At 39.7% G+C, this 13,246-nt stretch carries 12 protein-coding genes and 1 pseudogene; 9 read left to right on the forward strand and 4 right to left on the reverse strand.

Going from position 1 to position 13,246, the window contains the following annotated elements:
* Positions 1 to 188: 188 nt before the first annotated feature.
* Together QUB80_RS04835 and QUB80_RS04840 are read left to right on the forward strand one after the other, a co-directional pair.
* Positions 189 to 1,142 (forward strand): RsmB/NOP family class I SAM-dependent RNA methyltransferase, encoded by a 954-nt coding sequence (locus QUB80_RS04835; RefSeq protein WP_289788359.1) that lies wholly within the window; start codon positions 189 to 191, stop codon positions 1,140 to 1,142.
* Positions 1,143 to 1,394: 252 nt separating this feature from the next.
* A pseudogene (locus tag QUB80_RS04840) lies at positions 1,395 to 1,873 on the forward strand (cupin domain-containing protein).
* Positions 1,874 to 2,114: 241 nt separating this feature from the next.
* On the opposite strand, the gene QUB80_RS04845 reads toward QUB80_RS04840, so the two are convergent.
* Positions 2,115 to 3,134, reverse strand: a complete 1,020-nt coding sequence (locus tag QUB80_RS04845; protein ID WP_289788360.1) for a hypothetical protein — start codon at positions 3,132 to 3,134, stop codon at positions 2,115 to 2,117.
* A 121-nt stretch (positions 3,135 to 3,255) separates the two neighbouring features.
* Here QUB80_RS04845 and QUB80_RS04850 point away from each other — a divergent pair, with 121 nt between their 5' ends.
* The 4 genes from QUB80_RS04850 (at position 3,256) to QUB80_RS04865 (ending at position 6,635) form a co-directional block, all read left to right on the forward strand.
* A complete protein-coding gene (locus QUB80_RS04850; protein WP_289788361.1) occupies positions 3,256 to 3,831 on the forward strand; it encodes a Yip1 family protein in 576 nt (191 codons plus the stop codon).
* Positions 3,832 to 3,880: 49 nt separating this feature from the next.
* The gene (locus QUB80_RS04855; RefSeq protein ID WP_289788362.1) at positions 3,881 to 4,732 is read left to right on the forward strand and encodes an FAD-binding domain-containing protein; all 852 of its coding nucleotides are present in this window, start codon (positions 3,881 to 3,883) and stop codon (positions 4,730 to 4,732) included.
* A gap of 162 nt (positions 4,733 to 4,894) precedes the next feature.
* Entirely contained in the window at positions 4,895 to 5,119 is a 225-nt protein-coding gene (locus QUB80_RS04860) for a hypothetical protein (protein WP_289788363.1), read from the forward strand.
* Between the two features lie 340 nt (positions 5,120 to 5,459).
* Positions 5,460 to 6,635 (forward strand): hybrid sensor histidine kinase/response regulator, encoded by a 1,176-nt coding sequence (locus tag QUB80_RS04865; protein ID WP_289788364.1) that lies wholly within the window; start codon positions 5,460 to 5,462, stop codon positions 6,633 to 6,635.
* Here QUB80_RS04865 and QUB80_RS04870 read toward each other — a convergent pair.
* Both QUB80_RS04870 and QUB80_RS04875 read right to left on the reverse strand, forming a co-directional pair.
* Positions 6,632 to 7,582 carry a branched-chain amino acid ABC transporter permease gene (locus tag QUB80_RS04870; protein WP_289788365.1) on the reverse strand — a complete coding sequence of 317 codons (951 nt, stop codon included), beginning with the start codon at positions 7,580 to 7,582 and terminating at the stop codon, positions 6,632 to 6,634. The genes QUB80_RS04865 and QUB80_RS04870 overlap by 4 nt on opposite strands.
* A 7-nt stretch (positions 7,583 to 7,589) precedes the next feature.
* Positions 7,590 to 8,804, reverse strand: coding sequence for an ABC transporter substrate-binding protein (locus QUB80_RS04875; RefSeq protein WP_289788366.1), 1,215 nt, complete (start codon positions 8,802 to 8,804; stop codon positions 7,590 to 7,592).
* Between the two features lie 497 nt (positions 8,805 to 9,301).
* On the opposite strand from QUB80_RS04875, the gene QUB80_RS04880 reads away from it, so the two are divergent.
* The gene (locus QUB80_RS04880) at positions 9,302 to 10,039 is read left to right on the forward strand and encodes a 2-phosphosulfolactate phosphatase family protein (RefSeq protein WP_289788367.1); all 738 of its coding nucleotides are present in this window, start codon (positions 9,302 to 9,304) and stop codon (positions 10,037 to 10,039) included.
* 693 nt (positions 10,040 to 10,732) lie between these two features.
* Here QUB80_RS04880 and QUB80_RS04885 read toward each other — a convergent pair.
* On the reverse strand, positions 10,733 to 11,050 hold the full coding sequence (locus QUB80_RS04885) for a DUF8832 domain-containing protein (RefSeq protein WP_289788368.1): 318 nt from the start codon (positions 11,048 to 11,050) through the stop codon (positions 10,733 to 10,735).
* 383 nt (positions 11,051 to 11,433) lie between these two features.
* On the opposite strand from QUB80_RS04885, the gene QUB80_RS04890 reads away from it, so the two are divergent.
* On the forward strand, positions 11,434 to 12,735 hold the full coding sequence (locus QUB80_RS04890; RefSeq protein WP_289788369.1) for a serine hydrolase: 1,302 nt from the start codon (positions 11,434 to 11,436) through the stop codon (positions 12,733 to 12,735).
* Between the two features lie 136 nt (positions 12,736 to 12,871).
* A complete protein-coding gene (folB, locus tag QUB80_RS04895) occupies positions 12,872 to 13,240 on the forward strand; it encodes a dihydroneopterin aldolase (protein ID WP_289788637.1) in 369 nt (122 codons plus the stop codon).
* The last annotated feature ends 6 nt before the right edge of the window (positions 13,241 to 13,246 follow it).

Genomic DNA, 13,246 nt, shown 5'->3' on the forward strand with positions numbered 1-13,246 from the left:
AGCTGCCTTGATTTAATTTTATCTCTATTTGTAGATTTACATCTTGTACTAGTCCCAATAGCCACCTGGCAGCAGCCCCATGCTCCTCTTTACTAGGTTGAATCCCGTAACCAGAAGAACTCAAGCACTTTGGCTATCTTAATTGGATGATACAAGATATCACAATAGATATCCAACTAGCCACTTTTATGGATGCACCTTCAAAATTATTACTAAAACTTACTAAACGTTTATTTCATAACATAGAGGAACAAGAAAAGTTTGTTGAAGCTTTAATTAATCCCAAACCTTTTCATCCTTGTATACTTTGGTGTCAAGAAAAACCAGAAGTTTCTGGTTTTGTAGTCGAACAACCAGAGCTTTGGCAACCACATTTTGTAGACCGTTTACTACTAGGAGAAAAACCTGGTCAAACTATCCTACATCAACAAGGATATTTCTATTGCTTAGATTTTTCTTCTGTATTTGCAGCTTCAATTTTATTAGAAATTAATCAATCAGTAAAGTTAGTTTTTGATATGTGTGCTGCGCCAGGAGGAAAAAGTATCTTTGCTTGGAAACTTTTGCAACCAGAGTTACTTATTAGTAATGAAGTGATTGGTAAACGTCTTGGAATGTTAATTTCTAATTTAAAGCGTTGTCATATTAGTCCTTCTATTGTTGTCAGTAGAGATTCAAGTTTTTTTGCAGAAAAGATACCATTATCTAATGACTTAGTTATAGTCGATGCCCCTTGTACTGGACAATCTTTACTTGCTAAAGGCGAAAAAGTACCAGGATGTTTTCACCCTAGTGCTATTAATAAAAGTGCAAATCGCCAAAAACGGATCATAGCAAACTCTGCTCAAATTGTGTCACCACAGGGCTATCTTGCTTATATGACTTGTACCTATTCCTCAGAAGAAAATGAGGAAGTTTGTGAGTGGTTATTAAAAAAATTTCCTCAATTTCAAGCAGTAGAAGTTAAGCACTTAAAAGATTATCAATCTCATTTGACAAATATTCCGTGTTACCGAATGTTTCCTCAACATAGCTTAGGTGCAGGCGCGTTTACAGTCTTATTTAAAAATACATACGATGGTGAGAAAAGGGAAATAGATGCAGAGCTTGTATCTGGAATTTGGGTCAATGAAAAGTCCTGAGATGGTTGTCTACAATTAGTAGTGGATATGTTGACAGTGAGCAGATATAAGTAGTCTAAATGTAGGCGGTAACGAATGCAAGAATGCAACGAGAGGACAATCTCAAAGCATTAGATTTTGAGATTCATACCGAATTGAGACAGATGATACTATCTAGAAAAATTCGGTTTTTAATCCTGTCATGGATAGATTTACAGAAATTTTCCGTATAATAACCAGTTAGCCCTCACAATTCACCTTGACAAAGTTCCTATGTCAGAAAAAGCAATATTGATCGCCATCATTGCCTGTGACGCACCAACAAGAACCAAGCCCTCAAACTATCCTGAACCGTTCGCGTCGCGCATGATAGGCAGGGAAAAACGCTCACTTAGTGACTTATTTGGCCTCACGAACTTTGGTGTAAACTTGACACGCCTAGCCCCCAGGCAATTTCTGCCCTTCGTCACGCTCACACTAAGCAAGACGAGTTCGTATATATCTTGCAGGGGTACCCAACGCTATATACCGACGAAGGTTGCACACAACTCTCTCCGGGTATGTGTGCGGGCTTCAAGGCTGGCACTGGCAACGGACACCATTTAATCAACGAAACCTCAGAGGACGTCCTCTACCTTGAAATCGGGGATAGAACACCGGGAGACGAAGGAAGCTATCCTGATGATGATCTCAAAGCCCTGATGGAGGATGGCACGTGGAAATTTGCCCACAAAGACGGCACGCCGTACTGACTACAGCAGCATCAGGTAACTAATCAGCGTAGCATCTAGCTTCCAATAGCGTAGACACTGCACAGTTTGGGTTCGTATCTTGCCACGCCTTGATGTCCGCCAAATCACCCATAATAAACAGTTTGTAGTAGGGACTGAAGTTCCTACTTGAGGACTCAAGTCCTCACTACGAGCAAACATTTTGATTCAGTTTGATTAACCGGACATGATATAATGCCTATCTGTAGAGACAGTGCCTTCACTATTGTGCTTGACTTGGCTCAGACCAGATTGGCAGTTGATTCACTTTTTTTAAAGTTAACTCTACATACTTGGTTTGACTTTCTTCTATAAATTTTGTACCGAAGTAGCCTTCAGCACCATCGTGAGCATGAGGCCCTGTGTCTACAGTAGTGTAACGTCCCTGCTGACGGGCTTGGTTAAAAGGAGAACCAACTGTAACAGGCCAGCGTGAAGCAAATACAATACTGGTAATATCCTCAACCCAGTCTCGACTACCTTTGAGGTGGTAAACATAGTCAGCAGACTCAAAGCCAGCTTCGCCATCAAAGCTACCGCCAACAGATACTACAATGAGTTGAGCATTCAGCCATTGCTCCAAATAGGAAACTGCGCCCAGAGCAACTTGTACTCCTCCACTAGTGCCAATCAAAATCACCTTCAGGCGTTCTTTAGGGTATTTGGGGATGGGATGGGCGGCATTCATGCGATCAATGATCGCGTTGGCAATTCCTAAGTTATAAACATCACCATAGCGATCATCGGCAGAAATAGCGAATCGCCAAAGATTGCGAATCTTGATAATGATATCTGCATTGGCAAGCCAACCATCAGCATTTTCAGCAGCACGCCATAAAGGAGCCAGTAACCTCTGTCCACCTAGACTCTCGTTAGCAGCAGAATAGGGAAACACATCCGAAACCGCTACACAGTTAGGATGAAGTTGCACTAACCTATCGAGAAAAATTTCTTCACCTGGAGTTAGTTGATTGGCAGAAAAATCTCCCACTCCAGACAAGTAGATAATATAACAATCTATGTTTCCAGAGTCGGTTTCTTTACTTGAGCGATCGCCTGATAATAATTTCTTATTCTGGCTACTCTTTAAACCCAAACTTTCAGCGCTTTGACTTAACCACCATACTAAGGTTCCGACAGGAGCTAATGTTCCCCAAACCAGTAGTATTACTCCTGCTAAAATCAACAACTTTAGAGTTTCACCTCGCAGCTTTAGCAGTATCCATCCTAAGAACTTTAGCATTTGAAATAAATTTTTACATTTTCAAAAAATAAAATACTTCTAAAAAAGTATATGTTAGCTTGTTGTAGCCTATTAAACTTCCTTTTTTTGTGATTTATTACATGAATGTTTAGCTAGAAAAATGAGCGAACATCACAAAAAGTCAAAGCAAGGGTTGTGCAGCACTCTTAAGTACGCTTTAGTTCTGAATGCCGACTTCTACGAAAATGCTCACAACACTGCTCATAATCGTAGATTAGCACTCAGTATTGTAATTTTGGCTGCCATTTCTCATGCCATAGGTACTGCGGTGATTTTATTAATCAATCGAGCTACCATTTTTGCCTTGTTGGTAGGGCTGTTGATTGATGCGATCGCTGTTGTCGCGGGGTACTATTTTTGGACGTTTACAATTTGGAAAATAGGACAATGGCTGAAGCCAATCGATCCAACTTACGGCGATTTACTGAGTCCAATTGGCTTTGCCTATGCACCGCAAGTACTAAATTTTCTCACTCTTATTCCCTTGCTCGGAAGACCAGTAGAGTTAGTATTGGCAGTATGGAGTCTTTTGGCGGTAATTATAGCAGTGCGCCAAGGATTAGATATTAGCACTCGTCGAGCTATGTTTATCTGTTTGGTGGGTTGGCCGTTAGTGCAAATTGCAATTGGTTCTGTGCAAATTTTGCAGCAAGAATTGGTAAGGTTGTCAGTTTGAACTGATTTAGTAAAATAATTTAAGGTTTGTCCAACTTATTCGGTGCAACATGAGTGAAGATATGCAGCGCGAGTTTGCCAACCGCGATGAGTTGGTAGCCTATCTGCGCCAACAATTTCCCCAAGCAGCTGAACGTAGCGATCGCATTAGCGAAACAGTAGGTGGGCGCAAAGCTGCTCAAAAAGTACTGCAAAAAGTAGATCCACAACGCTACAGTCAAACACGTAATTTTTTCACGGGGGCTGTAACCCGACTTTCTCCCTACATTCGCTATGGCGTTCTCAGTTTGCGCGAAATTCGAGAGTATGTCCTTGATCGCATTCAAAATCTAGACGATGCAACCAAATTAATTAACGAGTTAGGTTGGCGCGATTACTGGCAACGCCTGTATGCCAAGTTGGGAGATGGGATTTGGCAAGACCAAGAAGAATATAAAACAGGTTATACTCTCAGCGAATATATACCTGAATTGTCAAATGACATCAAACAAGGTACAACAGGCAGAGTTTGCATCGACAGTTTTAGCAAGCAACTAAAAGAAACTGGCTATCTTCACAATCACGCTCGAATGTGGCTGGCAGCTTACATCATTCATTGGCGACGTGTTCGCTGGCAAGCTGGAGCTAAATGGTTTCTCGAACATCTTTTAGATGGCGATCCTGCTAGCAACAATCTTTCATGGCAATGGGTAGCTAGCACCTTTAGCCACAAACCCTATTACTTCAACCGCGAGAACTTAGAGCGCTATACTGCCAGTGTCTACTGTAAAGGATGCCCCCTCTACGGAAATTGTGATTTTGAAGGCAGCTATGAAGAATTAGAACAGCAGCTATTTCCCAAAGGAGAATTTGCTAAAAAGCCCAATAGCCAAAGCTGGCAGAAAGGCAAGAAACGGCGTTAAAGGTAGCTAAAAAATCTTGTAACCCATGCTTTAGTCGGTGATAGGAGGTTAGTGATTAGGCTTAACCCACAAGAGCGCAGTGGCTCCAAAATCTAAAACTTGTACTGAGCTTGTCGAAGTATCCACGCATTGGTATTACTTACGATTAATGGTCTAATCGTTGTGAAATTTGCACTAAACTCAATCTCACCAAAAGACGACGGGGAAGCCCGTTCCTTTAAGGGGCGCTCAGAATCGTCGTCCGTCGTCTTGGGGCAAGGGGCATTCATGCATTGGCCAATGCCCAATTCCCAATTCACTTCGGCCCGCTTTCATCCCCCAGACTTCAGTCGGGGGATGAGCTTAACTTTGACAGCGCATATAAGTTTGGCAAGGTACACAACTTAGATCCCAAAGTTAGCTATAGAGCGTGTTTGGCTTTGCTTACCTTGTAATCGAAATTTATTGAGAAAATTAACAGTTAAATTTATAGTTTTTATCTCTGAAAATACTCTGCTAAAAGTAAAAAAATAATATATATCCAGATTTCAAGTATTAATCTGAAAACATCCTATTGATAGATTCTTAAAGATTATCCAGATTATAAAGTAGGGTAAAATTTTTAAGTAATAGCTGTAGTCCTACAACTAAACTACTTATGCTTATAATTGTCAGGACTTATTGAAAAAATAGCAAATAGTTATAGATTTTTGTTCAAATAACAGGATTAGCCTGTAAATTCTTTTCTATGGAAAAGATACAAATTAAAGTTCTTCTCGTAGAAGATAACCCCTTTGACACTGAACTTTTACAACAATTATTTATTCGCGCCCATCAACAAGAATGGGAAATAGTAAATGTAGAACAATTGAGTGAGGCAATCGATGTTTGCACTGGACAAACTATTCATAGCTGTGATAATTCTTCTCCATTGACATTAAATCCTAACAGTATTGACGTCGTGCTATTGGATTTGAGCCTACCTGATTCTATGGGGCTAGACACGTTAAAAGAATTTCGGATCGCTGTACCGGATATTCCAGTTGTGGTGCTAACAGGATTGAATGATGAGGAGATGGCACTGCAAGCAATGGCAGAAGGTGCGCAGGATTATCTTGTCAAAGACGAGATTACGATTCAAAGTTTGCCGCGTGCTATTCGTTATGCCATCGAACGAGCAGAAATTCTTAAACAGCTAAGAGAAAGTGAACAACACACTCGTAAGGCATTACTAAAAGAACAGGAGCTTAACAAGCTCAAATCTGATTTTGTGGCGATGATTTCGCATGAATTCCGCACTCCTATGAGCACTATTTGCACATCTTTAGATTTGCTGCAAACTAGCGATAAATTGACACAAGAGTGGCGAGAGCAATTTTTTAGACGTATAGAAAATGCTTTGAAACAAATGCTTAAGCTTTTAGATGAGGTATTGTTTCTAAGTAAAAATGAAGTCAGCCAATTTAAATTACAAATTGCTCATTTAAATTTAATCAATTTTTGTTACGAAATTGTAGAAAGTATACAATTCAGCGAAGGAAAGAACCACAAGATTGAATTTGCTGCGTCTGGAGAATGTTTTGAAGCAGAAATGGATGAAGAATTGCTCGGTTCGATTTTAAATAACTTACTTTCTAATGCTATTAAATATTCTCCTTCCGAAAGTACTATTTATTTTTATTTGACTTGTCAAGATAACATGGCAAAATTTCAGATCAAAGATAATGGCATAGGTATTCCCAAAAAAGACCAAATCCATCTATGTGAAACTTTCTTCCGTGGTAGTAATGTGGGTAAAATTTCAGGTACGGGATTGGGACTTGCAATTGTCAGAAGGTGTGTGGATTTACATCATGGTTACATCCAAGTAGAAAGCGAGGAAAATGTTGGCACAATCGTAACAGTAACCCTGCCATTACATTAAACTTTTTGAATCAATCGTCGTCCCAATAAACCCTGAGGTCGAACTAAAAGCATAATAAACAAAATCCCAAAGGCAACAGCGTCTTTGTAACCGGAGTATTCGGCTGGAACAAATGCCTCCACCAATCCGATGAGCAAACCTCCCAATACCGCACCGGGAATACTACCCAAGCCACCCAAAACAATCACTGCTAGCCCCCGTAGCCCAAAAGCAATGCCGAAATACGGCCCTGCTATGCTAACACTGGAGGCAACTAAAGTACCTGCTAATCCTGCTAAAAAACTGCTGATAAAAAATGTCAGCACGATAAAGCGATCGCTATTAATTCCTAATAAACTGGCGGTAGTTGCATCTTCAGCGATCGCCTGCATTGCTTTACCGTATTTAGTGCGGCTAATAAAATAGGTAAGAATGGCGACAAACACCATTGAAACACCAAAAATTACTACCTGCACAGTGCGAATAGGAATTGGACTATCTGAGCTACCAAAGTTAATAGCGGGTGGTAAATTACCATAAGTATCAGCAGGATAAGTATAACTTTCTGCACCTACTAAATACTGAATTAAGTTGACAATCACGACTCCCACACCCAAGCTAGAAACCACTGTGAGCAAGGGATCGGAACCACGCTGGCGCAAAGGTAGAAAAGCAATTCTTTCTACTATTACTCCAACTATTCCTGCGAGAATGCTTCCCACAACTAATGCCAATGCAAATGGTAATTGTATAGGTAGTGCAGCATTTGCTAACAAGCCATTAAATCCAAACCTACCACCCATCAGTGCATAGGTAAAATAAGCTCCCAGGGTGAAAATTGCACCGTGAGCTAAATTAATGATGCCCAAAATTGAGTAAACTAGGGTATACCCTAAAGCAAAAATAGCATAGACGCTACCAATAGATAACCCGTTTAAAAATTGTTGCAAAATCAGAGATATATCCATGTTGCAACTATTTTAAATATGCAAATTTGCCATCATTGCCATTCTGCTGCATTTTAATTTGGGCAATATAAAACTCTTTTTGAATCACCTCACCTTTTGGTGTAAAAGCAATTTCACCTAAGGGAGTATTATATTTTCCTGCTAATAACTCTTTGTTTAACTCTGTGCGCACTTGATTGAGAGGAAGAGTACTAATTTTGGTCTTTTTATCTAGAGATTTTAGAGCATCTATATATACCTGTACAGCTGTAAAAGCTTGAGCGCTAAATTGTGGTGGTTCTGTTTTATATTGCTGTAGGTAAGCTTGGCGAAATGCTTTATTAATTTCCCCAGGATGTTCAGGGCTATAGGCTTGGGCAATCATCACACCATCACAAAAATTCTTACACACTTTAAACACATTAGAAGTGTTCAATCCATTGCCACCAATAATTATGCCTTTGTAACCTAATTCTCGTAGTTGCCGTACCAAGTTTCCACCATCAGCAGCCAAACCGGAAATTATTACTAAATCTGGCTTTAAATTTAATGCATTAGTGGCTTGAGCTTGAAAATCTGTATCTGTAGTTTGAAACTTTTGTACTGTTACTAAATCTAGTCCCGAATCTTTGACTGTTTTCTGAAAAATCTCTGTTTCAGATTTACTGTATGCATCATTTTGGGCATAGAAAACAGCAACTTTCTTAATGTTGGGGTTTTGTTTGAGCGCTGCCTTGACGGCATTAGGAGCAACTACAGAAATTGGTGCAGACACACGCGCAACATAATCTCCAATTTCTGGAACCCCATTAGCTGTATTTGAGGGGCCAACTACTGGTACTTTAGCACGCTCGGCGATTGGATCGGCGCTAAAGGCTTGTTGTGATAAAGTTGGGCCAACAATACCTACAACCCTATCTTTGTTAATCAATGTTTGAAAAGCATTAATAGCACTGTTTTCGTCACCACCAGCATCTTGGAACACCAATTTGATTGGTGTACCGTTAATACCACCTTGAGCGTTAAAATACTTCTCTGCAATTTTTGCCCCTGTCACTTGTTCTTGACCGAGTAATGCTACATTACTTGTCTGTGCAACAGCAATACCGATGGGAATAGAGCCAGATACACCTTGGCTTGCTGATGTGTTGGTAGTAGTATTACTAGTTGTGCCTCCACAAGCTGTTAACAATACAGTGTAAGAAGCAAACAATGTGGTTGTCAGAGCAGTAAATTTTTTCATAAAAACTCCTTTAATCATATTTATTTGACCATATACAGGTAAAAATTTGGTATATTAATCTGAAGTTGACATTTTTTATTTTCAGGTTTTTCTTTAGTGGAATTAACTCAGTAGTGTAGCAAGCGATCGCAATGGTTTTGTTGCATACAGATGTTAATTTATATAGCAACTTGACAAGCTTTTACTCTCGCTAAGATCTATCAATCTGATGCGATCGCTTTTTACCAAAATCTTAATGAATATTTAGCTTTTGCAAACGCTGCTAATAAACCCATGCGTCTAGTGCGATCGCCTCTGGTGGGAAAAGTTTTGTGCTGGCGTCTTGAGAAGTCATAGGCGAATTTACGGCTATCTCCGTAGGTAGGTGTGATTTCATTTTGCAAGCAAGGCAGTCAAAATGCTGATCAAAGAAATTATCAATGAGTTAGCACTTGACAGAGTGCATATCAATTAGAGTGAATGTGATCTCGGCAGTATAAATCAGGTATATCCAGCGCGTGAAGCTATTTGTATATCACACTCCGGAATTAACTCCAACGGGTAAAGTGCCAGAATGTGCGATCGCAGTCGATGTACTGCGAGCCACCACCACAATGGCGACAGTGTTAGCAGCTGGAGGCGAGGCTGTTCAAGTCTTCAGCGATTTAGATCATCTCATGCAAGTTAGCGAATCTTGGCCTATTGAAAAACGGCTACGAGCGGGAGAACGAGGAGGCGCAAAAGTTCCTGGCTTTGACATGGGTAACTCCCCTTTAGACTGTACGCCAGATATTGTACAAGGACGGCGCTTGTTTATCAGTACTACTAATGGCACTCGTACTTTACAGCGAGTACAGGATGCCCAGTCTGTTTTGGCAGCAGCATTTATTAACCGTAGCGCCGTAGTGAAGTATCTTCTGGAAATTCAGCCAGAGACAGTATGGATTGTCGGTTCTGGTTGGGAAGGCAATTTTTCTCTAGAAGATACTGCTTGTGCTGGTGCGATCGCCCATAGTATATGCCAAAAAACTCAATTGTCACCCGATGAAATCGCTGGTAACGATGAAGTAATTAATGCGATCGCTCTTTACTCTCAGTGGCAAGACAATTTATTGGGACTTTTTCACCATGCTAGTCATGGCAAACGCTTATTGCGATTAAATTGTCATGAAGACTTAAAATATTGTTCCCAAGCCGATATTTTAGATGTCTTGCCCATGCAGCAAGAACCAGGAGTTTTAAAAAGGTACTATTAATCAAAGTAAACAATTCTGTTTTATCAACTAAAGAACTCTGAACATCCTGAAGCCAGTTGCAATCTAAGGAGGGAAATTCTCAGGGCGTAAGCCAGACAAGAAAAACCAGCAGGCGTGCAGGTTTTTGATTAGTCCATACATATGGACTTTATCTGTGCAGCAGTGAATTAAATTCGCCTAGTTATTTTCATTAATTGCATTCGGAGTTCTGTGTTCTGAGTTCTTCCTTAAAATTCCATTTTCCCTTTTCCGTAAAATCAATGTTATTTAACATTGACCCAAAAATCAGCCGTGTTTACTTTCCCTTTACGATTAAATTGCATCCAAAGTTTATACAGCGCATTTCATCTAGATGAAGTATATTACCCCACCCACCCTATCGGGTTCCCTCCCCTTAGTAAGGGGAGGGTTAGGGAGGGGTGTACTCCATTAACTTGCAATCCGCTGTATCTACCTGGCTGAAGAAAGCTAGTGATAAAATTCACCTGTCCTTTTGGTGAATCATTGATAGCATGAGCATGAATATAATCAGACTCTGTCAAAGGCGATGAACTTTTGATAATCACTAAATGTGCTTTTTCTCATAAATACGGCTGTAAGTCTTTGACGGGTTGATTACTCGTAGTATCTTTTAAATCAAATCTCAAGTTGACTTTCTCACTAGCCTTGATAGTTGGTTGAGCAAAATTCAAATTAACTTTTATATTTTGCCAGAACTGTAGGAAGTGGAGTAGAACCAGAAACTTTTATATTCATCACAGCAACCTTTTCTTTGTCTTTGGTTGGTTTGTAGTCGCTAAAAATAGTGTAATTATTAGGCTCATAAAAATTAGTATTAACTTCAAAACGTCCCTCTCCTTTGTAAGTTGGATCTAGATGATTAAATAGTTTCAAGTCATCACTAACAATAATTAAATGCATTAATTTTTCTTGAAATTTATCAAATTTCAGGATAGGTTTTCCTTGAATATCTTGGATAGTAATTACCAAAGGTACAGATTGATTCGGCAAAAGTTTTTGAGGAGCAGTTAATTTTGCCTGTGTGATTATAGAGCTTTTGTCTTTATCTTCTGTTGAATGTCCATCATGAGAAGTTTGCTTAGAGTTAATAACTGATGAGCAACCTTGACTAAGTCATAAAGCTGCTAATGTAGAAATTCCAGCAACAGAATATTTCATAAAATTCTTCCATACTCAATAATAGATAAGTAACATTCTCAAAGCGGAACTATTTTATTAATTCAACGTCTAAATGAGATTACCTAAAAAGCTGTTAAAAACTTTTCCAACCAAATTTAGTTTGTTTCGGAAAACACGGTTATTTTTCCGGATATACTGGGATACACCTGAAAAGGTGTGCAAGCAAATTTTATAATAGCCCAGAAATAACACGGATGAAGCTACGGTTTTTTTTACTCAGTGTAATCAGTATCTTACTTTTATCTTCTCCAGCAAAAGCAGCCCGTTTGGAATCTTGGCGCTTTGATCCCAGTCAGAATCAGCTGAACTTAACTACTGACTCTGGAGTTAAACCTAAAGCTTTTCTAATTAATAACCCAACCCGACTAGTAATTGACTTACCGGGTACTCATTTAAAAAGCGATACAATCCGTCAAAGTTTTAGTTCCGCTGTTCGGGAGATCCGCATTGGCAAAGTTGACTCTAAAACAACCAGGATCGTAGTTGAATTAGCACCTGGTTATACGGTTTCTCCTGACAAATTATTGATTAAAGGTGATTCTTCTTCCCACTGGGTAGTACAATTTTCATCTATTGAGCGTGTAGCCGTTAAGAATTCGCTTGATTCAGTTTCCCATACCAAGTCAACAGAACAACAGACTCCTGTCTTGATTGGTGACAATTTAACCTTTGCTGGAGTTGTTTCTTTAGGTAAGGAAATATCACAGCTAAATTCTCAAGTAAAGGCTTTAATGACTCGTTACAGCTACCTCCAGCCAGGAATGTTTTTTTTGGATTTAGAAACAGGTAATTATTTAGACATCAATGGAGAGAAAATATTTCCGGCAGCTAGCACAATTAAGTTTCCCATTTTGATTGCTTTGTTTCAGGAAATAGACGCTGGCAGAGTTAAACTGAACGACACCTTAGTTATGCGGCGCGACTTGATGACAGGAGGTTCAGGAACAATGCGTTATAAACGTCCAGGAAGCAAGTTTAGTCTTTTGGAAACTGCAACTAAAATGATTACCATCAGCGACAATACCGCTACCAATATGATTATTGATCGCTTGGGTGGTAAAGCTAAATTAAATCAGCGTTTCCGTACTTGGGGATTGCAAAATACTATCATCCGCAATTTACTCGGTGACTTTAAAGGAACCAACACAACTAGTGCTAAAGATTTAGTGCGTTTGTCGGCATTAATTACTAATGATCAGTTGCTGAGTAATAGCAGTCGCTCTAAAGTTTTGGATATCATGAGTCGTGTTCAGAACAGAAGTTTATTGCCAAAGGGTCTTGGCAAAGGAGCGGTAATTTCTCATAAAACAGGAACTCTTGGTATAATTCTCGGAGATGCGGGTATTGTTCAGATGCCAACAGGTAAACGTTATCTAGCAGGAATTATGGTACGAAGGCCTTTTGGTGATGCAAGAGCCAAGTCTTTTATTGGCGAAGTTTCCCGCTTAGTTTACGGGTATTTAGAGCATTCAAGGTTCACTCAACTACCCAAGTGAAACCACTGCTAAGGTATGATGTAGGGGCATCGGGAATGGGAAATTAGACATGGCTCTATGTTTTTACCCGTTGCCCATTACCTTTGTGAGATACTCCACAGCAACTCTTATGCAACACTAGATGCTCACCCAGATTATGGACTGTATTCATGTAACGGGTATTCGTGCCTATGGCTACACTGGGTATTTGCCAGAAGAACAAGTTTTAGGACAATGGTTTGAGGTAGATGTCAAGTTATGGCTAGATCTAAACTCTGCTGCGAAAAGTGATGCGATCGCAGATACAGTAGACTACCGCCGCACGATCACCTTGGTGCAAGATCTAATCAAGACATCAAAATTTGCTTTAATCGAACGATTAGTAAGTACAATTGCAGACACTATCTTGCAAGAGTGCGAGCAACTCACTCAAGTTCAAGTTATTCTTAGTAAACCTGCTGCACCCATTCCTGATTTTGATGGCAAAATTAGCATTGAAGTGACTAGAACAAAGCCTCATGTGTAGATTGAT

The sequence above is a fragment of the Chlorogloeopsis sp. ULAP01 genome, assembly GCF_030381805.1.
GTDB lineage: Bacteria > Cyanobacteriota > Cyanobacteriia > Cyanobacteriales > Nostocaceae > Chlorogloeopsis.

What these genes read in the sequence shown, in the direction of transcription:
- QUB80_RS04835 (WP_289788359.1), top strand. Translation starts at nt 189, where the DNA reads ATGGATGCACCTTCAAAATTATTACTAAAACTTACTAAACGTTTATTT.
- QUB80_RS04845 (WP_289788360.1), bottom strand. Translation starts at nt 3,134, where the DNA reads ATGCTAAAGTTCTTAGGATGGATACTGCTAAAGCTGCGAGGTGAAACT.
- QUB80_RS04850 (WP_289788361.1), top strand. Translation starts at nt 3,256, where the DNA reads ATGAGCGAACATCACAAAAAGTCAAAGCAAGGGTTGTGCAGCACTCTT.
- QUB80_RS04855 (WP_289788362.1), top strand. Translation starts at nt 3,881, where the DNA reads ATGAGTGAAGATATGCAGCGCGAGTTTGCCAACCGCGATGAGTTGGTA.
- QUB80_RS04865 (WP_289788364.1), top strand. Translation starts at nt 5,460, where the DNA reads ATGGAAAAGATACAAATTAAAGTTCTTCTCGTAGAAGATAACCCCTTT.
- QUB80_RS04870 (WP_289788365.1), bottom strand. Translation starts at nt 7,582, where the DNA reads ATGGATATATCTCTGATTTTGCAACAATTTTTAAACGGGTTATCTATT.
- QUB80_RS04875 (WP_289788366.1), bottom strand. Translation starts at nt 8,804, where the DNA reads ATGAAAAAATTTACTGCTCTGACAACCACATTGTTTGCTTCTTACACT.
- QUB80_RS04890 (WP_289788369.1), top strand. Translation starts at nt 11,434, where the DNA reads ATGAAGCTACGGTTTTTTTTACTCAGTGTAATCAGTATCTTACTTTTA.
- folB (WP_289788637.1), top strand. Translation starts at nt 12,872, where the DNA reads ATGGACTGTATTCATGTAACGGGTATTCGTGCCTATGGCTACACTGGG.